At 67.9% G+C, this 24,710-nt stretch carries 19 protein-coding genes and 1 pseudogene; 15 read left to right on the forward strand and 5 right to left on the reverse strand.

Annotated features, from left to right (window positions below):
* Nucleotides 1-2: 2 nt before the first annotated feature.
* Entirely contained in the window at nucleotides 3-956 is a 954-nt protein-coding gene (locus tag AC1G9C_RS20495; protein ID WP_480408636.1) for a hypothetical protein, read from the forward strand.
* Nucleotides 957-1,005: 49 nt separating this feature from the next.
* Complete coding sequence (gene cueR, locus AC1G9C_RS20500; RefSeq protein ID WP_480408637.1) at nucleotides 1,006-1,437, forward strand: Cu(I)-responsive transcriptional regulator; 432 nt, start codon at nucleotides 1,006-1,008, stop codon at nucleotides 1,435-1,437.
* A 203-nt stretch (nucleotides 1,438-1,640) separates the two neighbouring features.
* Here cueR and AC1G9C_RS20505 read toward each other — a convergent pair whose 3' ends face one another.
* Nucleotides 1,641-2,528, reverse strand: coding sequence for a PA4780 family RIO1-like protein kinase (locus AC1G9C_RS20505; protein ID WP_122108194.1), 888 nt, complete (start codon nucleotides 2,526-2,528; stop codon nucleotides 1,641-1,643).
* A 145-nt stretch (nucleotides 2,529-2,673) separates the two neighbouring features.
* On the reverse strand, nucleotides 2,674-3,417 hold the full coding sequence (locus AC1G9C_RS20510; RefSeq protein ID WP_480408638.1) for a 5-oxoprolinase subunit PxpA: 744 nt from the start codon (nucleotides 3,415-3,417) through the stop codon (nucleotides 2,674-2,676).
* 220 nt (nucleotides 3,418-3,637) lie between these two features.
* On the opposite strand from AC1G9C_RS20510, the pseudogene AC1G9C_RS20515 reads away from it, so the two are divergent.
* The 11 genes and pseudogenes from AC1G9C_RS20515 to AC1G9C_RS20565 all read left to right on the forward strand — a co-directional run bounded on the left by AC1G9C_RS20515 (nucleotide 3,638) and on the right by AC1G9C_RS20565 (nucleotide 16,451).
* A pseudogene (locus AC1G9C_RS20515) lies at nucleotides 3,638-5,866 on the forward strand (TonB-dependent receptor domain-containing protein).
* A gap of 304 nt (nucleotides 5,867-6,170) precedes the next feature.
* Nucleotides 6,171-6,833: a TetR/AcrR family transcriptional regulator gene (locus AC1G9C_RS20520; RefSeq protein ID WP_021446338.1), complete on the forward strand. Its 663-nt coding sequence runs from the start codon at nucleotides 6,171-6,173 to the stop codon at nucleotides 6,831-6,833.
* Nucleotides 6,833-7,417, forward strand: a complete 585-nt coding sequence (locus tag AC1G9C_RS20525) for an IMPACT family protein (RefSeq protein WP_480408639.1) — start codon at nucleotides 6,833-6,835, stop codon at nucleotides 7,415-7,417. The genes AC1G9C_RS20520 and AC1G9C_RS20525 overlap by 1 nt, the downstream gene beginning before the upstream one ends.
* Complete coding sequence (locus tag AC1G9C_RS20530) at nucleotides 7,414-7,968, forward strand: DUF922 domain-containing protein (RefSeq protein WP_480408640.1); 555 nt, start codon at nucleotides 7,414-7,416, stop codon at nucleotides 7,966-7,968. Before AC1G9C_RS20525 ends, AC1G9C_RS20530 begins: the two co-directional genes overlap by 4 nt.
* Before the next feature lie 121 nt (nucleotides 7,969-8,089).
* Entirely contained in the window at nucleotides 8,090-8,800 is a 711-nt protein-coding gene (locus tag AC1G9C_RS20535) for an SIMPL domain-containing protein (RefSeq protein WP_457789025.1), read from the forward strand.
* 225 nt (nucleotides 8,801-9,025) lie between these two features.
* Nucleotides 9,026-10,624, forward strand: coding sequence for an ABC transporter substrate-binding protein (locus AC1G9C_RS20540; RefSeq protein ID WP_480410428.1), 1,599 nt, complete (start codon nucleotides 9,026-9,028; stop codon nucleotides 10,622-10,624).
* Between the two features lie 53 nt (nucleotides 10,625-10,677).
* Entirely contained in the window at nucleotides 10,678-12,276 is a 1,599-nt protein-coding gene (locus AC1G9C_RS20545; protein ID WP_480408641.1) for an ABC transporter substrate-binding protein, read from the forward strand.
* 138 nt (nucleotides 12,277-12,414) lie between these two features.
* A complete protein-coding gene (locus AC1G9C_RS20550) occupies nucleotides 12,415-13,425 on the forward strand; it encodes an ABC transporter permease subunit (protein WP_021442279.1) in 1,011 nt (336 codons plus the stop codon).
* Between the two features lie 117 nt (nucleotides 13,426-13,542).
* Nucleotides 13,543-14,445, forward strand: a complete 903-nt coding sequence (locus AC1G9C_RS20555) for an ABC transporter permease subunit (RefSeq protein ID WP_480408642.1) — start codon at nucleotides 13,543-13,545, stop codon at nucleotides 14,443-14,445.
* A 72-nt stretch (nucleotides 14,446-14,517) separates the two neighbouring features.
* On the forward strand, nucleotides 14,518-15,483 hold the full coding sequence (locus AC1G9C_RS20560; protein ID WP_480408643.1) for an ABC transporter ATP-binding protein: 966 nt from the start codon (nucleotides 14,518-14,520) through the stop codon (nucleotides 15,481-15,483).
* Nucleotides 15,480-16,451 carry a peptide ABC transporter ATP-binding protein gene (locus AC1G9C_RS20565; RefSeq protein WP_480408644.1) on the forward strand — a complete coding sequence of 324 codons (972 nt, stop codon included), beginning with the start codon at nucleotides 15,480-15,482 and terminating at the stop codon, nucleotides 16,449-16,451. The genes AC1G9C_RS20560 and AC1G9C_RS20565 overlap by 4 nt, the downstream gene beginning before the upstream one ends.
* A gap of 159 nt (nucleotides 16,452-16,610) precedes the next feature.
* Here the strand turns inward: AC1G9C_RS20565 and AC1G9C_RS20570 are convergent, their stop codons facing one another.
* A complete protein-coding gene (locus tag AC1G9C_RS20570; protein WP_021442283.1) occupies nucleotides 16,611-17,798 on the reverse strand; it encodes a response regulator in 1,188 nt (395 codons plus the stop codon).
* A 157-nt stretch (nucleotides 17,799-17,955) separates the two neighbouring features.
* On the reverse strand, nucleotides 17,956-21,462 hold the full coding sequence (locus AC1G9C_RS20575) for a response regulator (RefSeq protein WP_480408645.1): 3,507 nt from the start codon (nucleotides 21,460-21,462) through the stop codon (nucleotides 17,956-17,958).
* 121 nt (nucleotides 21,463-21,583) lie between these two features.
* Here AC1G9C_RS20575 and ada point away from each other — a divergent pair, with 121 nt between their 5' ends.
* Nucleotides 21,584-22,606 carry a bifunctional DNA-binding transcriptional regulator/O6-methylguanine-DNA methyltransferase Ada gene (gene ada / locus AC1G9C_RS20580; RefSeq protein ID WP_480408646.1) on the forward strand — a complete coding sequence of 341 codons (1,023 nt, stop codon included), beginning with the start codon at nucleotides 21,584-21,586 and terminating at the stop codon, nucleotides 22,604-22,606.
* Nucleotides 22,607-22,654: 48 nt separating this feature from the next.
* Here ada and AC1G9C_RS20585 read toward each other — a convergent pair whose 3' ends face one another.
* Nucleotides 22,655-23,206, reverse strand: coding sequence for a DJ-1 family glyoxalase III (locus AC1G9C_RS20585; RefSeq protein WP_021443695.1), 552 nt, complete (start codon nucleotides 23,204-23,206; stop codon nucleotides 22,655-22,657).
* 193 nt (nucleotides 23,207-23,399) lie between these two features.
* Between AC1G9C_RS20585 and AC1G9C_RS20590 the strand changes: the two genes are divergently transcribed.
* A complete protein-coding gene (locus AC1G9C_RS20590; RefSeq protein ID WP_021443694.1) occupies nucleotides 23,400-24,692 on the forward strand; it encodes an NCS2 family permease in 1,293 nt (430 codons plus the stop codon).
* Nucleotides 24,693-24,710 lie beyond the last annotated feature (18 nt).

Below are 24,710 nucleotides of genomic sequence, written 5' to 3' on the forward strand. Positions count from 1 at the left end.
CCATGACCGCCACCACCAATCACCCCTTCGCCCAACGCCTGGCCCAGGTGCCGGACAGCCATCTGCTTCAGGCCAATCAGCCCACCGGCGCACCGCTGATATGCATGCCCGAAGTCGAGGAGCAGACCGAGTACTACCTAGCCATCGAGCATGGCGATAGTGCGGATAGAGGAATGTGGACTGGGGCGCTAGGGGGAGTGGCTGGTACTTTTTGGGCTATTTTCGCTCTTGCTCTCTTCCTGGATCATCGTCCTGAGCAAGCGCTAAACACCCTCCTACTTGCATTGGCCTTTTTTGTAATTCCTTTTATCTGGGAAGTCCTTCGCCCCATGCCTCTCCCCATCCTGCTCAACCGACACACCCGCGAGCTGTATTTCGAGCAGGACGACGAGCTTTACCACACACCCTGGGATGACGTCGCGGCAGCCGCCTACGCCTACGGCACCGTTGGCCCCTATACCGCCGGCATGCGCCATGCGGCGCTCGAAGTTCTCCTGCATCGCTTCGGCCACCCCGAGGAACAGGTGCTGCTCAACCTCGGCTCGCCCATTGGCAAGAGTCTGGAAATGCAATTGGGCTTCTGGGAATACCTGCGCGCCTATATGGACAACGGCCCCTGGTTCGACGAACAGGGCAATCCCAGCGACTCGCCTGAGTCCATTCAGAGCCTGCTGGCAGTACGCAAACGCCGAGGACATTGGGCGCGCCTGCAATGGCGTGACATCAAGGAACAGTACCAGGCCAACGGCGGTCGCAACTTCCTCAGCGCTTCCGACTTCTTATTGTTGCTCGGCGGCATCGTCCTCGCTCCGCTCAACGCCCTGCAAAACTTCACCTACGCCATCGCCAAGCGCCGCTCGCGCAGCCAATGGCCGCAGATGATTCGTGAGCGCCTGCGTGCCGACGGCCCGACTAGTCGGCTGGTGGATCTGGAGCGAGAGCAGGGTCTGATTTGATCGCCGCAGCGCTATCCTGGCGCAATCTGCTCACGACGAGGCTCCAAGCATGAACATCGGCCAAGCCGCCAAGCACACCGGCCTCAGCGCCAAGATGATCCGCTACTACGAGTCCATCGACCTGCTGCCGCGGGCCGGGCGTACGGAGAGCGGCTATCGGCAGTACAGCGCCAACGACCTGCACCGCCTGGCCTTTATCAAGCGGGCGCGGGATCTGGGGTTTTCCCTGGAGGAAGTGGGCCGGCTGCTGGCGCTATGGCAGGACAAGAGTCGCGCCAGTGCCGATGTGAAGGCGCTGGCCGGGGGGCATATCGCCACGCTTTCGCGCAAGATCGCGGAGATGAGCGCGCTGCGCGATACGCTGGTGGAGCTGGCGAACAGCTGCCAGGGCGATAGCCGGCCGGATTGTCCGATTCTGCGGGGGCTGGAAGAGGGCGTGGGTTGCGCCGCGCCGGGATGTTCGTCGCACCCTCAGCGCTAACGACGCGGCGTGGGGTACACAGCGACTAGGGTGTCGCGGGGCCGCCCAGGTCGTGCGCACCAGAGGCTCGCGCGCGGCGAACCCTACGGACGGCATATCCAGGCGTTGGGGGCATAGCCCTGCAATCCGGGAGATGCGAGCGTCAACCCCGGATTTCATGCAGTCCCACAAGCGTCGGCGCGCATGGCGCACCGTCCGCCGAGTCAGCGCATCCAGGGTGGCGTCGGTTCGGCGTCCTTGGGCGCGTCTTCGGCATTGAGCAAGGCCTGGCGCCGTGCCTCTTCGGCCAGGGCGGCCTTGATCTCGCGCATCACCGCGTCGATATCGGCGGCGTCTTCGGCTTCGGCGAATTCACCGGTCAGCTGGCTGTGCGGCTGCAGTTTGCCCGCCTCGTAGAGCGCCCACATTTCCTTGGCGTACTTGGTGTATTTCAGCTCGGGGGCGAATTGGCCGAAGTACTCGGCCATGTTGCGCACGTCGCGTTCGAGCATGCTGAAGGCATGGTTGTTGGCGGCGGCGTCCACTGCCTGCGGCAGGTCGATGATCACCGGGCCGTCGGGACCGAGCAGCACGTTGAATTCCGACAGGTCGCCATGCACCAGGCCGGCGCAGAGCATCTTGACGATTTCCTGGATCATGAAGGCGTGGAACTCGCGGGCGTCGTCCGGGTGCAGCTCGACGTCGTTGAGCCGCGGCGCCACGTCGCCCTGGCCGTCGCTGACCAGCTCCATCAGCAGCACGCCGTCGAGAAAGTCGTAGGGCTTGGGCACCCGCACGCCGGCGCTGGCCAGGTGGAACAGGGCCGCCACCTCGGCGTTCTGCCAGGCCTGCTCCTGCTCCTTGCGCCCGTACTTGCTGCCCTTGGCCATGGCCCGCGCCTGGCGGCTACCGCGCACCTTGCGGCCCTCCTGATACTCGGCGGCCTGGCGAAAACTGCGTTTGTTGGCTTCCTTGTAGACCTTGGCGCAGCGCAGCTCGTCGCCACAGCGCACCACATAGACCGCTGCTTCCTTGCCGCTCATCAGCGGGCGCAGCACTTCGTCCACCAGGCCGTCTTCGACCAGGGGTTCAATACGTTTGGGCGTCTTCATCGGCGTGGATCACGGGTCCTTTTTGGCCTGGGGCGGGGCTTGCAGGAGCCATCCTCTCACAGCGCGAGGCAGATGCCGACTCCCGCCGCGCATGCGCTGACCAGTTGCCCGACCGGGCAGCGCGGCAAATGCCGGGACCGCGCCCTCAGAGTGCGTCCAGCTGCGCCCGCAGGCGTCGCAGCACGGCCAGCGACTCGGGGTTGTCGCCGTGCACGCAGAGGCTGTCGGCGCGCAGGCGCAGCGGTTTGCCGTCGAGGTCGGGGAAGGCCTGGCCGCGGGCGATGGCCAGGGCCTGGGCGAGGATGCGTTCGGGGTCCTGGTGCACCGCGCCGCTGAGCCGGCGCGGCGCCAGCTGGCCGTCGGCCAGGTAGGCGCGGTCGGCGAAGGCCTCGAACATCAGCGGTACGTCGGTCTCGTCGGCCAGACACAACTCACGCTGGTTGTCGGCCAGGGCCAGCACCATCAGCGGCAGGCCCTTGCGGTAGCTGGCGCAGGCATCGAGCACCGCGGCGAGCAGGGCATCGTCGCGCACCAGGTCGTTGTACAGCGCACCGTGCGGCTTGACGTAGGCCAGCTGGCCGCCGGCGGCGCGGCAGAAGGCGTCCAGCGCGCCGATCTGGTACAGCACCAGGGCGTGGACTTCCTCCGGCGAGCACTGCAGATGGCGGCGGCCGAAGCCCTGCAGGTCGGGGTAGGACGGATGAGCGCCGATGCGCACGCCGTGCTCGACCGCCAGCGCCACGCTGCGCGCCATGATCAGCGGGTCGCCGGCGTGAAAGCCGCAGGCCAGGTTGGCCTGGTCGATCAGCGGCATGGCCAGCGCGTCGTCGCCCATGCGCCAGGCGCCGAAGCCCTCGCCCATGTCGCAGTTGAGAAGGATGCGGTTCATGCCGGCAGCTTAAGGCGCGCCGGGCGATTCGCAAAGGCCGGCGGCTCAGCCGAGAAACAGTCGCATTTACAAAATTTACAACCCACTCCCAGCCCAGTCGCCACGCGCCCTGCAGAAGTTGCTTACGCCGTTGAAACTCATTCGCGATTGAACCTTATATGCAAATCACTATCATCGCGGCCGTCTCGCCTCCAATCCTTACACCGCCAGGAGTAGATCGATGTCCGCCCTCAGTTCCCGCAGCGCCTTGGCCAGCGCCATTGCCCTCGTCACCAGCCTCGGCGCCCAGGCCAGCGAGCCGGTCGCCCTCGGCGACGTGGTGGTCACCGCCGCCGGCTTCGAGCAGAAGATCACCGACGCGCCGGCCAGCATCAGCGTGATCGGCCGCGAGGAGCTGCAGCAGAAGCGCTACAGCAACCTGGCCGAGGCCCTGGAGGACGTCGAAGGCGTCGACATCGGCCAGGGCACCGGCAAGACCGGCGGGCTGAACATCAGCATCCGCGGCCTGCCGAGCGACTACAGCCTGATCCTGATCGACGGCCGTCGGCAGAACGCCGCCGGCAACGTCACCCCCAACGGCTTCAACGAGACCGCCACCAGCTTCATGCCGCCGCTGTCGGCCATCGAGCGCATCGAGGTGATCCGCGGGCCGATGTCGACCCTGTACGGTTCCGACGCCATGGGCGGGGTGATCAACATCATCACCCGCAAGGTGGGCAAGGCCTGGGGCGGCAGCCTGACCCTGGATCACACCTTCCAGGAAAACCGCGACTTCGGCGACACCAGCAACACCAGCTTCTAAGCCAGCGGCCCATTGATCGACAACCTGCTCGGCCTGCAGGTACGCGGCAGCCTGTACGACCGCGGCGAGTCCGACCTCGAGTTCGACGACGACAGCACCGTCAGCAAGCGCGGCGCAGCGCCGGTGGAGGGCCGCAACTACAACCTCGGCGGCCGCCTGACCTTCACCCCACAGGACAACCACGATTTCGCCCTGGACTTCGAGCGCGGCCGCCAGGTCTACGACAACGACGACTGCCAGCTCGGCACCCTGGACGGCAAGAGCGGCGGCAACGCCATCGGCGGCTGCAGCGTCGACCAGCCGACCCTCGCCAACGGCTACCGGGACGAACTGCGTTTCCAGCGCGACCAGTTCGCCCTGTCGCACACCGGCCGTTTCGATATCGGCACCCTCGACAGCAGCCTGACCCACAACACCACCGAGCCCCTGGGGCGCACCATTCCCGGCACCGTCGGCGTGCCCTACACGGGCTACCCGGCCATCGTCGGCGGCGACGACCGCCTGCTGAAGTCCACCGACCTGGTGTTCGACAGCAAACTGGTGGCGCCAGTGGGCGAGTCGCACATCGTCACCCTCGGCGGCCAGTACTGGGACGCCAAGGTCGAGGACGGCATCGCCGACGAAGACTTCCAGCAGACCTCCTGGGCGATGTTCGTCGAGGACGAGTGGCGCCTGCGCCACGACCTGGCCCTGACCCTGGGCGGCCGTTACGAGGATCACGAAGCCTTCGGCGGCCACTTCAGCCCGCGCGCCTACCTGGTGTGGAACACCAACGACAACTGGACGCTCAAGGGCGGCGTGAGCAAGGGCTACAAGACGCCGAGCCTCAACCAGCTGCACGACGGCATCAACGGCGTCACCGCCCAGGGCCGCACCATCACCATCGGCAGCCCGGACCTCGACCCGGAAACCACCACCAACACCGAGTTCGGCGCCTACTACGACAACCTCGCCGGCTTCAGCGCCAATGCCACGCTGTTCCACACCAAGTTCAAGGACAAGATCGACGACGGCGCGCCGATCGCCAACTGCAACTTCCCCGGCGCCCCGAACCAGCCGGGCTGCATCAGCCTGGGCAGCAGCTTCCTGCAGGAAAGCTTCGCGCAGAGCGTCAACATCGGCGAAGCCAAGACCCGGGGCGCGGAGCTGGCCAGCCGCTGGCAGTTCGCCCCGGGCTGGACCCTGGCCGGCAACTACACCTACACCGACAGCGAGCAGAGCAGCGGCGCCGACAAGGGTGCACCGCTGACCAACACGCCGCAGCACATGCTCAACGCCAGCCTCAACTGGCATGCAACCGAACGCCTGAGCCTGTGGTTCAAGGGCGAGTACCGCGGCGAGCGGGCGCGCTTCAACCAGCGCTACGCCAACCTGACGGCCGCCAACCAGGCGCTGCAGGATCAGGTCGGCGACCTCAAGGCCTACGAGCTGTTCCACCTCGGCGGCTCGTTCAAGGCGTCGCAAAACCTCACCCTCAACGCCACCCTCTACAACCTGTTCGACAAGGACTTCCTCGACGGCGAGAGCTACACCACCAATACCGGCGCCAGCGGCTGGGCCTCCTACTACACGCAGATCGCCCAATCCACCACCGGCACCCTCGAAGAGGGCCGTCGCCTGTGGCTGTCGGCCGTGCTCGAGTTCTGACCCGGCACCGTCCCAACCCCGGCCGCACGGCCGGGGTTATCGAATCGGCACCCTGCGCCAACGGCACTGGCTCAGCTCGGCTCGGCCGCGAGCAGGTGCAGGCCCTGCGCGAGGCTGGGTGTTATCGGCGGGATCTGTAGCGAGGGCGGCCATGGGGCGTGCTGGGGACAGCGCCGCACAGCCTTGGTGCACACCCCGGATTCGCGGCATTTCCCGCCACTTTTCCGCGACTTGCGCTTGTCACCCGGGCGACGCTGGGGTATCTGTGCACTCGCTGTGCTCCCAGATCAGTTCGGAATCGCCCATGACCTTCGAAGTCCCCGCCCATAGCGCCAGCGGCAAGCCCGCCGGGCGCATCCGCCAGAAGAACGAAGAAGCCATCATCCAAGCCGCCGAAGAGGAGTTCGCCCGCCACGGCTTCAAGGGCACCAGCATGAACACCATCGCGCAGAACGTCGGCCTGCCCAAGGCCAACCTGCACTACTACTTCAACAACAAACTGGGTCTGTACCTGGCGGTGCTGAGCAACATCCTCGAACTGTGGGACAGCACCTTCAACACCCTGACCGTCGACGACGACCCGGCCGAGGCGCTGGCCCGCTACATCCGCGCCAAGATGGAATTCTCCCGCCGCCAGCCGAAGGCCTCGCGGATCTTCGCCATGGAAGTGATCAGCGGCGGCGACTGCCTGTCGCAGTACTTCAACCAGAACTACCTGGACTGGTTCCGCGGCCGCGCCGCGGTGTTCGAGGCCTGGATCGCCGCCGGCAAGATGGACCCGGTCGACCCGGTGCACCTGATCTTCCTGCTGTGGAGCAGCACCCAGCACTACGCCGACTTCGCCTCGCAGATCTGCCGCGTCAGCGGCCGCTCGCGCCTGACCAAGCAGGACTTCGAAGCCGCCACAGGCAACCTGATCCAGATCATCCTCAAGGGCTGCGGCCTGACGCCGCCCGCCAAGCCCTGATGGCCTTCACCCTAAGCGCGCCCTGCGAGTACCGCGAGGAGATCCGCAAGAGCCGCTTTCACGCCCTCGCCACGCCGGTCGCCAGCGCGGCCGAGGCGCAGGCCTTTATCGCCGCCCACAGCGACCCCGGTGCCTCGCACAACTGCTGGGCCTGGAAAGTCGGCGCGCAGTACCGCTTCAGCGACGACGGCGAACCCGGCGGCACCGCCGGCCGGCCGATTCTCGCCGCCATCGAAGGCCAGGCGTGCGACCAGGTGGCGGTGCTGGTGATCCGCTGGTACGGCGGCATCCAGCTCGGCACCGGCGGCCTGGCGCGTGCCTACGGCGGCAGCGCGGCCAAGTGCCTGCAGGGCGGCGAGCGCCGCGAGCTGGTGCCGCGCCAGGCCTGCCACTGCCACCTGCAGTTCGCCGAACTGGCGCCGTTCAAGGCGCGCCTGGGCGAGTTCGACGCCCTGCTGGAAAACGAGGCCTTCGACGCCAGCGGCGCCCGCCTCGAGCTGGCCGTGCCCGCCGCCCAACTGGACGCGCTGGATCGACTGCTGGCCGACCTCAGCCGCGGCCGCGAACGGCTGCGTCGGTCATGAAGCGCGCCCTGCTGCCGCTGCTGCTGGCCGCGCCGCTGCACGCCGAGGTGCGCGAGCAGCTCGACTACCGCCACTACGACGCCCACCTCGAAGCGCACGCCAGCCTGCGCCAGGCGCTGAACAGCGCCTCGCCGATCCGCCTGGACGGCCAGACCTACCACGGCTTCACCCGCTGGCAGGTGGAATGGCGCTTCTGGTGGCGGGAGGCGCGCGATGGCCGCTGCCGTATCGAACGCAGCAGCACCCAGCTGCAGGCCAGCATCACCCTGCCGCGCCTGCACGGCGGCGACGCCCAGCAGCAACAGCGCTTCGCCCGCTACCTGGCGGCGCTCGAGGAACACGAACTGGGCCACTACCGCATCGGCCAGGCGGCGGCGCAGGCCATCGACGCGGCGCTGCTGGCGCTGCCGGAGCAAGCCGACTGCAAGACCCTGGAACAGCAGGCCAATGCCCGCGCCCACGCCACCTTGCAACGCCATATCGAGCGCGAACACCGCTACGACCGCGACACCGGCCACGGCGAAACCCAGGGCGCCTGGCTGGACGATTAAGCCGGCACGACCCGGTGCCGACGCGGCAAAGAAAAAAGTTGAACCGCCATTAACCCGAACAGTCACTCTGCTTCGTCTACCCTCGCGTAACGGCCCATCGGCCATCGACAAGGAACCGCCCATGCGCACCATGACCCGTATCGCCACCGCCCTCGCCCTGGCCGCCGCCAGCCTGGCCAGCACCGCCCTGCTGGCCGAGGAGGCGCGCTACAACCAGATCGCCCTGCGCGCCGAGGTGAATCAGGAGGTCGCCCACGACCTGATGCACGTCACCCTCTATACCGAAGCGCAGCACGCCGACCCGGCCAAGCTGGCCGCCGAGATCACCAACACCCTCAACCAGACGCTGGAGCAAGTGCGCCAGGTGCGCGGCGTCTCGGTCAAGCTCGGCAGCCGTCACAGCTACCCGGTGTATGACGACAAGGGCCAGAAGATCACCGCCTGGCGCGAGCGCGCCGAAGTGCGCCTGGAAAGCGCCGACTTCGCCCGCCTGTCGGCACTGACCGGCGAGTTGCTGCAACAGATGAAGATGGCCGGCATGGACTTCAGCATCGCCACCGACACCCGCAAGACCCGCGAGGACGCCATGCTCAAGGACGCGGTGAATGCCTTCAAGGCCCGCGCCCAGCTGGCCACCGAGGCGCTCGGCGGCAAGGGCTACAAGCTGGTCAGCCTCAACCTCAACACCGGCGGTTTCCAGCCGCCGATGCCGCGCCACTACGCGGCCAAGGGCATGGCGATGATGGAAGCGGCGCCCACCCCGGAAATCGAGGCCGGCACCAGCCAGGTCACGGTCAGCGCCGACGGCGTCATCGAAGTGCAGATGCCCTGAACCACGCCCCGCAACAAGGCCACGCCGTTATCGTCAGATAACGGCGTTTCGCCATCTTTTCCCTGCAAAATTTTCATAAATGCGACAGCAAGTTACAGCGCTGTAGCGCTAACCATTTGCTGTGCGACATCGCGCTTGCCTCGGGCACAAGGGCTGCATAGTTTCGGCGGTGGCCTCCACGAGAGGCTCCTCAAGGATCACAACCACAACAACGATGAGGTCATGATGCGCAAGAACGCCGTTATCCAGGCTTTGCTTACCGCCGGGCTGATCGCCAGCGCCCCCCTCGCCAGCGCCGCCAACCTGGTGTTCTGCTCCGAAGGCAGCCCCGCCGGTTTCGACCCGGGCCTGTACACCACCGGCACCGATTTCGACGCCGCGGCGGAAACCATCTTCAACCGCCTGACCCAGTTCGAGCGCGGCGGCACCCAGGTCGAGCCCGGCCTGGCCGAAAGCTGGGAGGTGTCCGAGGACGGTCTGGTCTACACCTTCAAGCTGCGCCCCGGGGTGAAGTTCCACAGCACCGAGTACTTCAAGCCCAGCCGCGCATTCAACGCCGACGACGTGCTGTTCACCTTCGGCCGCATGCTCGACAAGGACCATCCGTTCCGCAAGGCCTACCCCACCGAGTTCCCCTACTTCACCGACATGGGCATGGACGCCAATATCGCCAAGCTGGAAAAGCTGGACGATCAGACGGTGCGCTTCACCCTCAACGAAGTGGACGCCGCCTTCGTGCAGAACCTGGCGATGAGCTTCGCCTCGATCCAGTCCGCCGAGTACGCCGACCAGTTGCTCAAGGCCGGCAAGGCCGCAGACATCAACCAGAAGCCGATCGGCACCGGCCCCTTCGTGTTCAGCCGCTACCAGAAGGACGCGGTGATCCGCTACAAGGGCAACCAGGACTACTGGAAGCCCGAGGACGTGAAGATCGACAACCTGATCTTCGCCATCAACACCGACGCCTCGGTGCGCATGCAGAAGCTCAAGGCCGGCGAATGCCACGTCACCCTGTTCCCGCGCCCGGCCGACATCGCCTCGCTGCAGCAGGACGCCAAGCTGCAGATGCCCGAACAGGCCGGCTTCAACGTCGGCTATATCGCCTACAACGTCACCCACCCGCCGTTCGACAAGCTGGAGGTGCGCCAGGCGCTGGACATGGCGGTGAACAAGCAGGCGATCCTCGACGCGGTGTACCAGAACGCCGGCCAGCTGGCGGTGGGCGGCATGCCGCCGACCCAGTGGTCCTATAACGAGACCATCAAGGACCCGGCCTTCGACCCGGAAAAGGCCAAGGCGCTGCTCAAGGCCGCCGGCGTCGAGGAAGGCACCGAGATCACCCTCTGGGCCATGCCGGTGCAGCGCCCGTACAACCCCAACGCCAAGCAGATCGCCGAGATGCTGCAGGCCGACTGGGCGAAGATCGGCATCCAGGCGCGCATCGTCAGCTACGAGTGGGGCGAGTACCTCAAGCGCGCCAAGGCCGGCGAACACGACGCCATGCTGATCGGCTGGAGCGGCGACAACGGCGACCCGGACAACTGGCTCGGTACCCTCTACGGCTGCGACGCGGTCGACGGCAACAACTTCTCCAAGTGGTGCTTCGAGGACTACGACAAGCTGGTCAAGGCCGCCAAGCGCACCACCGACCAGGCCGAGCGTACCGAGCTGTACCGGCAGGCGCAGGTGATCCTCAAGCGCGAGGTGCCGATCACCCCGCTGGCGCACTCCACCGTGTACCAGCCGATGCGCAAGGAGGTGCAGGACTTCCGCATCAGCCCCTTCGCGCTCAACTCCTTCTATGGTGTAGGTATCGCCCAGTGATGGCAGGCGGCGCGCCTGCGGGTGCGCCGTTTCTACCCGGATCAGGAGTTCACATGTCTTCCATGCCCTTTAAGCGCGGCGGCCTGCTGCTGGCCGCTTTGCTGTGCGCACAGGTCCAGGCGGCGAATAATCTGGTGGTGTGCAGCGAAGCCAGCCCGGAAGGTTTCGATATCGTCCAGTACACCGCCGCGACCACCGCCGATGCCACGGCCGAGACCCTGTTCGAACGCCTGGTGGCCTTCGCCCCCGGCAGCACCGAGCTGGTGCCGGCGCTGGCAGAAAGCTGGGAAATCTCCGCCGACGGCCTGAGCTACAGCTTCACCCTACGCCAGGGGGTGAAATTTCACGCCAACAACGACTTCACGCCAACGCGCGCGTTCAATGCCGACGACGTGCTGTGGAGCTTCCAGCGCCAGCTCGATCCGACACATCCCTGGCATAAGCTGTCGCTGCGCGGTTTCCCCTATGCCGAGGCCATGGGCCTGGCAAACCTGATCGAACGTGTGGAGAAACTCGACGAACATCGGGTGCGCTTCGTCCTCAGGCATCCGGAGGCGCCCTTCCTGGCCAACCTGGCCATGGGCTTCGCCTCGATCTATTCGGCCGAATACGCCGAGCATCTGCTCGCCGCGAACAAGCCCGAACGGCTCAACAGTCAGCCGATTGGCACCGGCCCCTTCGTCTTCGAGCGCTACGCCAAGGACGCCCAGGTGCGCTTTCGCGGCAACCCGGACTACTGGGACGGCGCGCCAGCGATCGAGCGCCTGGTGCTGGCCATCACCCCCGAACCCAACGTGCGCCAGCAGCGGCTCAAGGCCGGCGACTGCCAGATCGCCCTCTACCCGCGGCCGGTGGACATCCCGGCGCTCAAGGCCGACGCCAGACTGCAGGTGCTGGAGCTGGACTCGCTGCTGACCGCCTATATCGGCATCAACACCCGCCACCCACCGCTGGACGACGTGCGCGTGCGCCAGGCGCTGAACCTGGCATTCGACAAGGCCGCCTATATCCGCGCGCAGTACGGCGAAGGCAACGCCACGCCGGCCGTGGCGCCCTACCCGGCGACGCTCTGGGGCCATGACCCCGAGCTCGCGGACTGGCCGCATGACGTTGAACGGGCCAAGGCCCTGCTGGCCGAAGCCGGTCACGCCGATGGCTTTTCCCTGTCGATCTGGACCCGTCCCGGTGGCGGGCCGACCAACCCCAACCCTGGCATCGGCGCGCAGATGCTGCAGGCCGATCTCGCCGCCATCGGCATCCGCAGCGACATCCGCGTGTTCGAGTGGGGCGAGCTGATCAAGCGCGCCAAGAACGGCGAGCACGACCTGGTGTTTATGGGCTGGGCCGGCGACAACGGCGACCCGGACAATTTCCTCACCCCCAACCTGTCCTGCGCCGCCGCCGAGAGCGGCGAGAATCAGGCGGGTTGGTGCGACAAGGCCTTCGACGCGCTGATCGCCCAGGCGCGCCGCGAGCCCGAGCAGGAAAAACGCGCCGCGCTGTATCGCCAGGCCCTGGCGATCTTCCATAAGCAGGCGCCCTGGATCGCCCTGGCCCACCCCAAACAGTTCGCCGCCCTGCGCAAGGGCGTCGAAGGCTTCGTGCTGAGCCCGCTGGGGTCGAACAATTTCGCCAGGGTGAAGCTGCCATGAACAACCCTAGCCCGGATGCGATCCGGGACTCCTCTCGCGCCCTATCCCCGGATTGCATCCGGGCTACGACACGACCACAACAACGCCGGACCATGCACAGTCCGGCACCCGCATCCCGCCACGGAGTAGAACCGCCTGATGCTGTCCTTTATCGCCAGACGCCTGGGGCTTCTGATCCCCACCTTCTTCGGCGTCACCCTGCTGACCTTCGCCCTGATCCGCCTGATCCCCGGCGACCCGGTGGAAGTGATGATGGGCGAACGCCGCGTCGACCCGGAGATGCACGCCCAGGCCATGGAGCGCCTGGGGCTGAACAAGCCGCTGCATGAGCAGTACTTCGACTACATCGGCCAGCTCGCCAGCGGCAATCTGGGCGAGTCGCTGCGTTCGCGCGAAAGCGTGTGGCGCGAGTTCCTCAGCCTGTTCCCCGCCACCGTCGAACTGGCCCTGGCGGCCTTGCTGTTCGCCGGCACCCTGGGTCTGATCGCCGGGGTGATCGCCGCGCTCAAGCGCGGCTCGCTGTTCGACCACGGGGTGATGGGCATCTCGCTGACCGGCTACTCGATGCCGATCTTCTGGTGGGGCCTGCTGCTGATCATGTTCTTCTCGGTCGGCCTGGGCTGGACGCCGGTGTCCGGGCGTATCGACCTGCTCTACGACATCCCGCCGGTCACCGGCTTCATGCTGATCGACACCCTGCTCAGCGACGAGCAAGGCGCCTTCGTCGACGCCCTGCGCCACCTGATCCTGCCGGCCATCGTGCTCGGCACCATCCCACTGGCGGTGATCGCCCGGATGACCCGCTCGGCCATGCTCGAAGTGCTGCGCGAGGACTATATCCGTACCGCGCGGGCCAAGGGCCTGTCGCCGGCGCGGGTGGTCTTCGTGCACGGCCTGCGCAACGCGCTGATCCCGGTGCTGACGGTGTTCGGCCTGCAGGTCGGCAGCCTGCTGGCCGGCGCGGTGCTGACCGAGACCATCTTCTCCTGGCCGGGCATCGGCAAATGGCTGATCGAGGCCATCGGCGCCCGCGACTACCCGGTGGTGCAGAACGGCATCCTGCTGATCGCCTGCCTGGTGATCCTGGTCAACTTCACCGTGGACATCCTCTACGGCCTGGCCAATCCCCGTATTCGCCATCAGAAATAAGGACGACGCCATGCATAACCACATCGATCACCTAGGGTGGATGACGCTCTTTTCATCCACCGTGAAAAGGCATCGGTGGACGGGTGAAACGTCGTCCAGCCTACGCGAGGTACGCCCATGACCGTCGCCACCAGCCTCGACCAGAGCCTGCTCTACCCCTCGCCGCTGAAGGAATTCTGGCAGGCCTTCAGCCATAACAAGGGCGCCCTCGCCGGCCTGGCGTTCATGCTGCTGATGCTGTTCTGCGCGCTGCTCGCGCCCTGGATCGCGCCGCATGATCCCAGCGAGCAGTACCGCGACTTCCTGCTCACCCCGCCGGTATGGCTGGACGGTGGCCAGTGGCGTTTCCTGCTCGGCACCGACGAGCTGGGCCGCGACCTGCTCTCGCGGCTGATCCACGGCGCGCGCCTGTCGCTGCTGATCGGTCTGGCCTCGGTGTTGCTATCGCTGATTCCCGGCATCCTGCTGGGCCTGGCCGCCGGCTTTTTCCCGCGCCTGCTCGGCCCCGGCATCATGCGCCTGATGGACGTCATGCTGGCGCTGCCGTCGCTGCTGCTGGCGGTGGCCATCGTCGCCATCCTCGGCCCGGGGCTGATCAACACCATCTTCGCCATCGCCATAGTCTCCTTGCCCAGCTACGTGCGCCTGACCCGCGCGGCGGTGATGGGCGAGCTGGGCCGCGACTACGTCACCGCCGCGCAGTTGTCCGGCGCCGGCCTGCTGCGGCTGATGTTCGTCACCGTACTGCCCAACTGCATGGCGCCTTTGATCGTGCAGGCCACCCTGAGCTTTTCCTCGGCGATTCTCGATGCCGCCGCACTGGGCTTTCTCGGCCTTGGCGTGCAGCCGCCGACGCCCGAGTGGGGCACCATGCTGGCCTCGGCGCGTGACTACATCGAACGCGCCTGGTGGGTGGTGACCCTGCCCGGCCTGGCGATTCTGCTCAGCGTGCTGGCCATCAACCTGATGGGCGACGGCCTGCGCGACGCCCTCGACCCGAAACTGAAGAACGCCATCTGAGGAGGCCCGTATGCACAAGATGATCCCGCTGCGCATGGCGCTCCCTACCCCGATCCACACGGGGGGCCATGCATGAGCCTGCTGGATATCCGCAACCTCTCAGTGCGCTTCGGCGCCGCCGATGCCGTGCCGGTGGTCGACGGCCTCGACCTCTCCGTGGAAAAGGGTGAGGTGCTGGCCATAGTCGGCGAGTCCGGCTCCGGCAAGTCGGTGACCATGCTGGCGCTGATGGGCCTGATCGACGCGCCTGGCATCGTCCATGCCGACTGCCTGCAGTTCGACGGCACCGACATGCTGCGCCTGAAGGGCCGCCAGCGCCGGCATATCGTCGGCAAGGACCTGGCGATGGTGTTCCAGGACCCGATGACCGCGCTCAACCCCAGCTACAGCGTGGGTTTCCAGATCGAGGAAGTGCTGCGCCAGCATATGGGCCTGAAAGGCAAGGCGGCGCGCGCCCGTGCCCTCGAGCTGCTGGAGCGGGTGGAGATACCCGCCGCCGCCAGCCGCCTGGATGCCTACCCGCACCAGCTCTCCGGCGGCATGAGCCAGCGCGTGGCGATCGCCATGGCGATTGCCGCCGAACCCAAGCTGCTGATCGCCGACGAGCCGACCACGGCGCTGGACGTGACCATCCAGGCGCAGATCATGGAACTGCTGCTGAACCTGCAGCGCGACCAGGGCATGGCCCTGGTGCTGATCACCCACGACCTGGCGGTGGTCGCCGAGACCGCCCAGCGCGTCTGCGTGATGTACGCAGGGCAAGCGGTGGAGCTGGGCCGGGTGCCGACCCTATTCGACGCGCCCAGCCACCCCTACACCGAGGCGCTGCTCAAGGCCATCCCCGAACACAGCGCCGGCGCCCGCCGCCTGGCGACGCTGCCCGGCATAGTGCCTGGCCGCTACGACCGTCCGCAGGGCTGCCTGCTATCACCGCGCTGCCCCTACGTGCAGCCGCGTTGCCGCGAGGAGCGCCCAGCGCTGGACGCACACGAGCGTGGCGCCGCGCGCTGCTTCTTTCCCCTGGAGGTGGCCCGATGAACAGCGTTCTCCAAGCCAATGAGCTGACCCGTCACTACAGCGTCTCGCGCGGCCCGTTCAAGCCGGCGGCCTTGGTCCAGGCGCTCAACGGCGTGTCCTTCAGCCTCGAGGCCGGCAAGACCCTGGCGGTGGTCGGCGAGTCCGGCTGCGGCAAGTCCACCCTGGCCCGCGCCCTGACCCTGATCGAAGAGCCCAGCGCCGGCAGCCTGCAGATCGCCGGGCGCGAGGTTGCCGGCGCCAGCCGGGCCGAGCGCAAACAGCTGCGCCGCGACGTGCAGATGGTGTTCCAGAACCCCTATGCCTCGCTCAACCCGCGGCAGAAGATCGGCGATCAGCTGGCCGAGCCGCTGTTGATCAACACCGATCTGTCCCGCGCCGAACGCCGCGAGCGGGTGCAGGCGATGATGCAGCAGGTGGGCCTGCGCCCCGAGCATTACCAGCGCTACCCGCACATGTTCTCCGGCGGCCAACGCCAGCGCATCGCCCTGGCCCGCGCCATGATGCTGCAACCCAAGGTGCTGGTGGCGGACGAGCCGACCTCGGCGCTGGACGTGTCGATCCAGGCCCAGGTGCTCAACCTGTTCATGGACCTGCAGGAGCAGTACCGCACCGGCTACGTCTTCATCTCGCACAACCTGGCGGTGGTGCGCCACGTCGCCGACGAGGTGCTGGTGATGTACCTCGGCCGCCCGGTGGAGATGGGCGCCAGCGCCGCCATCTACCATCGCCCGCTGCACCCCTACACCCAGGCGCTGCTGTCGGCCACCCCGACCCTCCATCCCGATCCGCACAAGCCCAGGATCAAGATAGTCGGCGAGCTGCCCAACCCGCTCGACCCACCCTCCGGCTGCGCCTTCCACCAGCGCTGCCCGCATGCCGACGCGCGCTGCCGCGGCGAGCGCCCGGAGCTGCGCCTGATCGAAGCGCGCCAGGTGGCCTGCCATCATGTGGAGCGGATCAACGGCTAGCAGGCTCGCCCCGTAGGTTGGCGCTGAGCGCAGCGAAGCGCAGCGAAGCGCAGCGAAGCGCAACGAGCAGCCTGCGAGCAGCGCTCATGGGGGGCGTTGGGCTTCGTCGCCGGCGCCTCAACCCCACCGGCGAGCCGGGGGAAAAACCTCCTCGCCATCTCAAGGCGCCGGCGGCAGGGTCAGCTCGATGCTTTCTGCCAGCGAATCCTCCAGCCGCTGCAGCTCGAGGCCCACGGCAGCGGCGTCGTCGGCCAGGGATTCGGCGATGCGGATGAACTGCGGCGTCGCTTCGACGAAGGCCAGCACCACCATGGGGTCGAAGCGCGTGCCGCTGGCCGCGCCGATCTGCGTCACCGCCTGCGCCGGGCTGATGCGCGGCAGGTAGGGATGCTGGCAGGTCAGCTCCTCGAAATGGCCGATCAGCGCCATCAGCCGCGCCGACAGCGGGATCTGCTCGCCGTGCAGGCCCTGCGGGTAGCCCTTGCCGTCCCAGCGCTCGTGCTGGCCGTAGACGATGTCCTTGGCATCGCAGAGAAAACCGGCGCTGCCGCCCAGCTTGCGCTCGGCGCGCTCCAGGGCATCACGACCGGCCGTCACGCCCTCCTGCAACAGGCGCAGATCGGCCTCGTTCGGCTCGCCGTGGCTGAGCAGCACGCGATCAGGCAGGGTCAGACGACCCAGTACATGGAGCATGGCCGAACGCCCCAGCTGGGCGATGCGCTCGGCGTCCAGCTCGCCGCTCAGCGCCGGCTGCTGACGGGCCAGGGCCTTGGCCAGGCAAGTCATGTAGCGCTCGATACGCTGCAGGTGCCGGCTGCGCGGGTTGTCGCGCATCAGCGCCAGGCTGGCCATGGCCTCGATGGTCACGTCCTGCAGCTTCTGGATATCGCGGGTGCGGCGCTTGACCTCCAGCTCCAGGTACTCGCTCTTGTCGCGCAGGTAGTCGGTGGCGGCCTTGAGCTGCAGCTGCGCCTTGACCCGGGCGAGGACGATGGGCGGGCTGATCGGCTTGGTGATGTAGTCGGCGGCGCCGAGGTCGAAACCCAGCTGTTCGTCGGCCACCTCGCTCTTGGCGGTGAGGAAGATCAGCGGAATGTCGCGGGTCTGCGGGTCGGCCTTGAGCCGCCGACAGACTTCGTAACCGTCCATCTCCGGCATCATGATGTCGAGCAGGATCAGGTCCGGTGCCGGGCTGCCCTGGGCGATGCGCAGGGCCTTGGCGCCGTTGTTGGCGACCTTGACCCGGTAACGGTCGATCAGCAGTTCGCTGATCAGCTGCAGGTTGTCCGGGGTGTCGTCCACCACCAGGATCATCTCCTGCTCGGGCCTGTCGAGCATCTCGACCATCGCATCCCCCCTGTTTCAGAACGTATTTACGATCTTGCGAGCTAGAGCCATGCAAGGCGAGAACAGGCGAGGAAGCGGAGTGTACTGTTGTACATGAGCATTCCGAGCCTGTTTTCAACGCAGCAGGGCCGACGCGCAGCAGACCGTAAACACGTTCTCAGCACTCTATGCCCTGCTCGGCCGCCGCCTCGCGCAAGGCCAGCAGCCCCTGTTCGAAATCGTAGCCGTGCACCGCGCGGGCGATGGCGGCATACCCCTCATTAAAGGCGCTCTGCAGCATTTCGCGCTGTTCCTCCAGCAGTTTTCCGCTGCGCGGGTCGTCCTCGTCGAGCAGCCGCGCCAGCTGCTGGCAGACCCGCTGCAATTCGCCGGGCTCGACGGCGACCTCGCGCGGCAACGGCGGCGCCGGCAGCTGCGCGGCGATGGCGGCGAGCAGCGCCTGCAGCGGGGGCTCCAGCTCGCCGAGCAGCGCCTCGATCCGCGCCGCGGCGGCGCCCTGCCTGAGGGCCTCCTCCAGCGCCGCGGCCTGCGCCTGCAAGGCGCCGGCGCCGATGCTGCCGGCCAGGCCCTTGAAGGTGTGGGCCAGCCGTTCGGCGCGCGCGCCATCGGCGTCCGCCAGGGCGGCGCGCAGCTGCGCGGGGAACTCGCCCTGACCGGCGGCGAACTTGCCGAGCAGCTCCAGGTACAGCGCGCGCTTGCCCAGCACCCGGCGCAGGCCGCTGGCCACGTCCACGCCCGCCAGCTCGAAATCCAGGGCCTGCGCCGCCGGCGCGCCAGCGACCGCCGCGCTCCCCGGCAGCCAGCGCTGCAGGGTGGCCCAGAGCGTGGCCGGCTCGATGGGCTTGCTCAGGTGATCGTTCATCCCCGCGTCCAGGCAGGCCTGGCGGTCGGCGTCCAGGGCGTTGGCGGTCATGGCCAGGATCGGCAGCGCGGCGAACCGCGGCTGGGCGCGCAGCACGCGGGTGGCCGCCAGGCCGTCGAGCACCGGCATCTGCATGTCCATCAGCACCAGCTGGTAATGATCGTCCGCCGCCGCCTGCAGGCGCTCGATGGCCTGCGCGCCGTCGCCGGCCAGTTCCACCTGCAGCCCGGCCTCCTGCAGCAGGCCGCTGGCCACTTCCTGGTTCAGCTCGTTGTCCTCCACCAGCAGCACACGACGGCCGGCGAAATCCGGTACCGCCTCGCCCACGCCGCTGCGCGCATAGCTGCTCAGCCCGCCGTTGCCGCCCAGGCAGCGCATCGCCGCATCGAACAGCAGCGAGGGGTTGAGCGGCTTGAGCAGGACGTCCTCGACGCCGACCCGCTGCGCGCCCTGCAGCAGCTCCTCGCGGCCGTGGGCGCTGACCATCAGCAGCTTGGGCGGCGGCGTCAGCGCCAGCGCGCGCACCCGCCGGGCCAGCTCCAGGCCGTCCATGCCGGGCATCTGCCAGTCGATGAAGAGCAGCTCGAAGCCCTCGCCGGCGGCCTGCGCCTGGCGTACCAGGGCCAGCGCCTGCACGCCGTCTGCGGCCTCGGCGACGCGAAAGGTCATGCTGGTCAGCAGCTCGGCGAGCACCTGGCGGGCATTGTCGTTGTCGTCCACCACCAGCACCCGCCGCCCGCGCAGATCGGCCTGCGGCTGCAGCGCCGGGCGCTGGCGACTGGCCAGGGCGAACGGCAGGCGGCACCAGAAACGGCTGCCGACGCCGACCTGGCTGTCGACCCCGACCTCGCCGCCCATGGCCTCGGCCAGGCGCTTGCAGATGGCCAGGCCGAGGCCGGTGCCGCCGTACTTGCGGGTGGTGGAGCTGTCCGCCTGCTGGAAGGATTCGAACAGCCGCGCCTGCTGCTCGGCGTCCAGACCGATGCCGGTGTCGCGCACCGCGAACAGCAGCCAGACCTGCTTGCCGTCGCGCCGCTCCAGCTCGATGCGCACCTCCACCTCGCCCTCGGCGGTGAACTTCACCGCGTTGTTGGCGTAGTTGATCAGGATCTGCCCCAGCCGCAGCGGATCGCCGAGCAGGCTGCAGGGCACCTGCGGATCGAGGCGAAACAGCAGCTCCAGGCCCTTGGCCGCGGCCTTGTCGCCGATCAGGTTGGCCAGGTTGTCGAGCACCTGCTCGAGGTCGAACTCGATGCACTCGACGCTGACCTTGCCGGCCTCGATCTTGGAGAAGTCGAGGATGTCGTTGATCACCCCGAGCAGGTGCTGGCCGGCCTGCTGGATCTTGTTCAGGTAGTCGCGCTGGCGCGGGTCGAGGTCGGTCTTCAGCGCCAGGTGCGACATGCCGATGATGGCGTTCATCGGCGTGCGGATCTCGTGGCTCATGTTGGCGAGAAAGTCCGCCTTGGCCCGCGCCGCCTGCTCGGCCAGGGCCTTGGCGCGCGCCATGGCCTCCTCGACCTCCTTGCGCACGGTGATGTCGCGGCCGGTGCCGACCAACCCGAGCAACTGCCCGCGGTCGTCGTAGAAGGCCACCCGCAGGGTGTCGTAGAGCACCCGCCGACCGTCGGCGTGGTCCAGCCAGGTCTCGTTTTCCAGCGGCGCGCGGCTGGCCAGGGCGCGGCGGTCGAGGCCGGCACGCTCGCGGCTGAGCGCGGCGTCGAACAGCTGCTCGTCGCGGCAGCCGACCAGGCTCTCCGGGCTGCGCGCGAAGATCGCCGCGAAGGCCTGGTTGCAGCCGCGGTAGACGCCGTCGCTGTCCTTGAACCAGATCGGATCGGGGATCGCATTGACCAGCGCCAACAAGGTGCTGCGCTGGCGCCTGGCCTCGGCCTCGGCGCGCTGGCGCTCGGCGATCTGTACCGTCAGGCGGCGGTTCCACACCAGCACGAAGACGATCAGCGCCAGCAGGCCGAGGGCGTAGGGCCAGCCCACCTGCAGCGCCTTGCGCCAGTTGAACTCGGTCAGCGGCGGCAGCCAGCGATCGCGGATCGCCTCGCGCTCCTCACGGCTGAGGCTGGCCAGGGCGCGGTCGAGCAGATCGACCAACTGCGGCAGGTCGCGGCGCACGCCGAAGCGGATCTCGCTGCTGCTCAGCCCCGACTCGCCGCGCAGCTCCAGGTTGGCCAGGTTGTGCCGGCGGATCAGGTAGCTGGCCACTATCATGTCGCCGACGTAGGCCTCGGCGCGCCCGGACGACACCGCGCGCAGGGCCTCCTCGGTGTTCAGGGTCTCGACGAACTCGATGCCGGCCACCTCGTCGCGCAGCAGTTGCTGCAGCACGTAGCCGCGCTCGATGGCCACACGCTTGCCGGCCAGGTCGGCGACCTGCTGCACGCGCACCTCCGGGCGGCTGAAGATCAGGCTGCTGCTGATCAGATAGGGATCGCTGAAGCGCATCCAGCCCTCGCGCTCGGGAGTGCGCGCCACCGACGGCAGGATCTCGATACGGCCCTCGCGCAGTGCGGCCAGGGCCTGCTCCCAGTCGTCGAAGTAGACCGCGTCGATCTCCACCCCCAGGCGCTCGCCGAGCAGGCGCAGGTAGTCGGCGCTGATACCCTGATAGCGGCCGTCCTCGACCATGTCGAACGGCGGCCAGCCGGTGCGTTCCACCCCGACCAGCAGCTGCGGGTGCTGCGCCAGCCAGTGCTGCTCTGCCTTGCTCAGCGGCAGCGCCGCCAGTGCCGGCGCCAGCACGCCCCACAGCAGCAACGCCAGCGCCCAACGAGCATAACGCGCCATGCCTGCATCCCCTTGCCGGCCGTCGATGGGCTGTAAGCCTAGCCCGGCTTTGAAAGCGCATTACGGATTGGCAGCGCGCGGCTGCGGGCCGACAATCGAAAGCATCAGGAGGAAGGCCCCCATGCTCGACACCGACCACTGCTGGCAAGCCGTCTGCGCCCGCGATGCAGGCCAGGACGGGCGCTTCGTCTTCGCCGTACGCAGCACCGGCATCTACTGCCGGCCCAGTTGCCCGGCGCGGCGGCCGCGGCGCGACAACGTCAGCTTCCACGGCGATGCGGCCAGCGCCGAGGCCGCCGGCTTCCGCCCGTGCAAGCGCTGCACGCCGCAGGGGCAGAGCCCGGCGCAGCAGCTCGACGCCCTGGTCGCCGCCGCCTGCCAGCTGCTGCGCGGCGAGCAGCGCCTGAGCCTGGCGCAACTGGCGGCGCGCATCGGCCTGTCGTCCTCGCACCTGGCCCGCGCCTTCAAGGCCCGCACCGGGCTGACGCCCCATGCCTGGGCCGCCGCCCAGCGGCGCCAGCGCCTGGAGGCGCAACTGGGCGCGGCGGATAGCGTGCTCGATGCCGCCCTGGCCGCCGGCTATTCCGGCACCCGCGCCCTCTATGAAAAGCCCCAGGCCATGAGCCCGGCGCAGCGCCGCCAGCGCGGCGCCGGCGAACGCCTGCGCTACGCCAGCGCCCCCTGCCCGCTGGGCCTGGTGCTGATCGCGGCCAGCGCCAAGGGCGTCTGCGCCCTGCTGTTCGGCGACGACGCGCAGGCGCTGCGCGCGGAGTTGCAGCAGCGCTTCGCCGCCGCCCAGCTGGAGGAGGATCACCAGGGGCTGCAGGCCTGGCTGCAGCAGGTGCTGCAGCAACTGGACGAGCCCGAGCGGGCCGCCCAGCTGCCTCTGGACATTCGCGGCAGCGCCTTCCAGCAGCGGGTCTGGCAGGCGCTGCAGACGATCCCGTCGGGGCAGACGCGCAGCTACGGCGAACTGGCCGGCCAGCTGCACAGCCACCCGCGCGCGGTGGCCCGCGCCTGCGCCAGCAACGCCATCGGCCTGCTGCTGCCCTGCCACCGCGTGGTGGCCAGCGATGGCAGCCTCAGCGGCTACCGCTGGGGCCTGCAGCGCAAGCGGCGCTTGTTGGAGCAGGAACAGTCGTAGGGCATCGCGGGTTCTCGGTGCGCGCGGCGCACCAATCCTCCCCAGGTGCTATACCAACATCGCCTTGGCCACCTCGTTGCGTGTACTGCGGCCCACCAGTTGTTCCACCAGGCACAGGGCAAAGGCCAACGCCGTACCCGGCCCCTGGCTGGTGATGCAATTGCCGTCGACCACCACCGCCTCGTCGACGAAGGTGCAGCCGGAAAGACGCTCGCTGAATGCCGGGTAGCAGGTCATCCGCCGCTGCTTGAGCACGCCGTACTGCTGCAGGGCCAGCGCCGGCGCGGCGCAGATGGCGGCAAACAGCTCGCCGGCCTTGGCCTGCTGGCGCACCCGTTCGGCCAGCGGTTCGAAATCGGCCAGGTGCTGGGCGCCGGGCATGCCGCCGGGCAGCACGATCAGGTCGAAATCCTGGGCCAGCACGTCCACCAGCATGGCGTCGGCGGTCAGCCGCGTGCCGCGGGCGCAGGTGATCATGCGGCGTTCCTCAATGCTGGCCACCAGCACCTCGATGTCGGCGCGACGCAGCACGTCGATCAGGGTCACGCATTCGAGGTCTTCGACGCCGTCGGCGACGGCGATCAGCGCACGCTTGCTCATATCTCAACTCCTTCAGGCAGGAAACGAAACTGTCCGCCCGGTCATAAAATGAGACGACAGGCCATAAATTCACCGGGGAAAACCTTGCTGCTATGATGCGCGGCTTTTGCGCAAACGGGCAATTTTCCGGCAAGGATATGCTTAGCTTGCTGCACATCACTTTCGGCGCGTTCGCGCCTCGGGGGAGCCCACCATGCTGGAAAAACTGTTCCAACTCAAAGCGCACCACACCAACGTGCGCACCGAGGTCATCGCCGGTCTCACCACCTTCCTGACCATGGCCTACATCCTCTTCGTCAACCCCAACATGCTGGCCGAGACCGGCATGGATCACGGCGCGGTGTTCGTCGCCACCTGCCTGGCGGCGGCCATCGGCTCGGCGGTGATGGGCCTGTTGGCCAACTACCCGATCGCCCTGGCACCGGGCATGGGCCTCAACGCCTTCTTCACCTACACCGTGGTGATGACCATGGGCTACAGCTGGCAGACTGCCCTGGGCGCGGTGTTCCTCTCCGGTGCGATCTTCTTCCTGCTGTCGATCTTCAAGATCCGCGAGTGGATCATCAACAGCATCCCGCTGGCCCTGCGCGCCGGCATCGCCGCCGGCATCGGCCTGTTCCTGGCGATCATCGCGCTGAAGAACGCCGGCATCGTGGTCGATCACCCGGCCACCCTGGTCGGTCTCGGCGACCTCAGCCAGGGCGGCGCCCTGCTCGCCTGCCTGGGTTTCTTCGTCATCGCCGCGCTGGCCTATCGCAAGGTCACCGGCGCGGTGATGATCGGCATCCTGCTGGTTACCGGCCTGTCCATCGCCCTGGGCCTTTCGGAGCTGCCGGGCGTGGTGTCGATGCCTCCGTCGCTGATGCCGACCCTGCTGCAGCTGGATATCGCCGGCGCCCTGGACATCGGTCTGATCAGCGTGATCTTCGCCTTCCTCTTCGTCGACCTGTTCGACACCTCCGGCACCCTGGTCGGCGTGGCGCAGAAGGCCGACCTGCTGGACAAGGACGGCAAGATGCCGCGCCTGGGCCGCGCACTGATGGCCGACAGCACCGCCACCATGGCCGGCGCCGCACTCGGCACCAGCACCACCACCAGCTATATCGAGTCCGCCGCCGGCATCAGCGCCGGCGGGCGCACCGGCCTGACCGCCTGCGTGGTCGCCGCGCTGTTTCTGCTCAGCCTGTTCTTCGCCCCGCTGGCAGGTTCGGTACCGGCCTACGCCACCGCGCCGGCGCTGCTGTTCGTCGCCGTGCTAATGATGAGCAGCCTGGCGCAGATCGACTGGGACGACCTCACCGTCGCCGCCCCGGTGGTGGCCGCCGCCCTGGCCATGCCGCTGACCTTCTCCATCGCCAACGGCATCGCCTTCGGCTTTATCGCCTGGACCGCGGTCAAGGTGCTGTCCGGGCGCTGGCGCGAGCTGAACCCGGCGATGTGGATTCTCTCCGCGCTGTTCGTCGTCAAGCTGGGCCTGTTCGCCTGATCCCCCTTTCGCCGACGA

The organism is Pseudomonas sp. ABa2 (assembly GCF_056676075.1).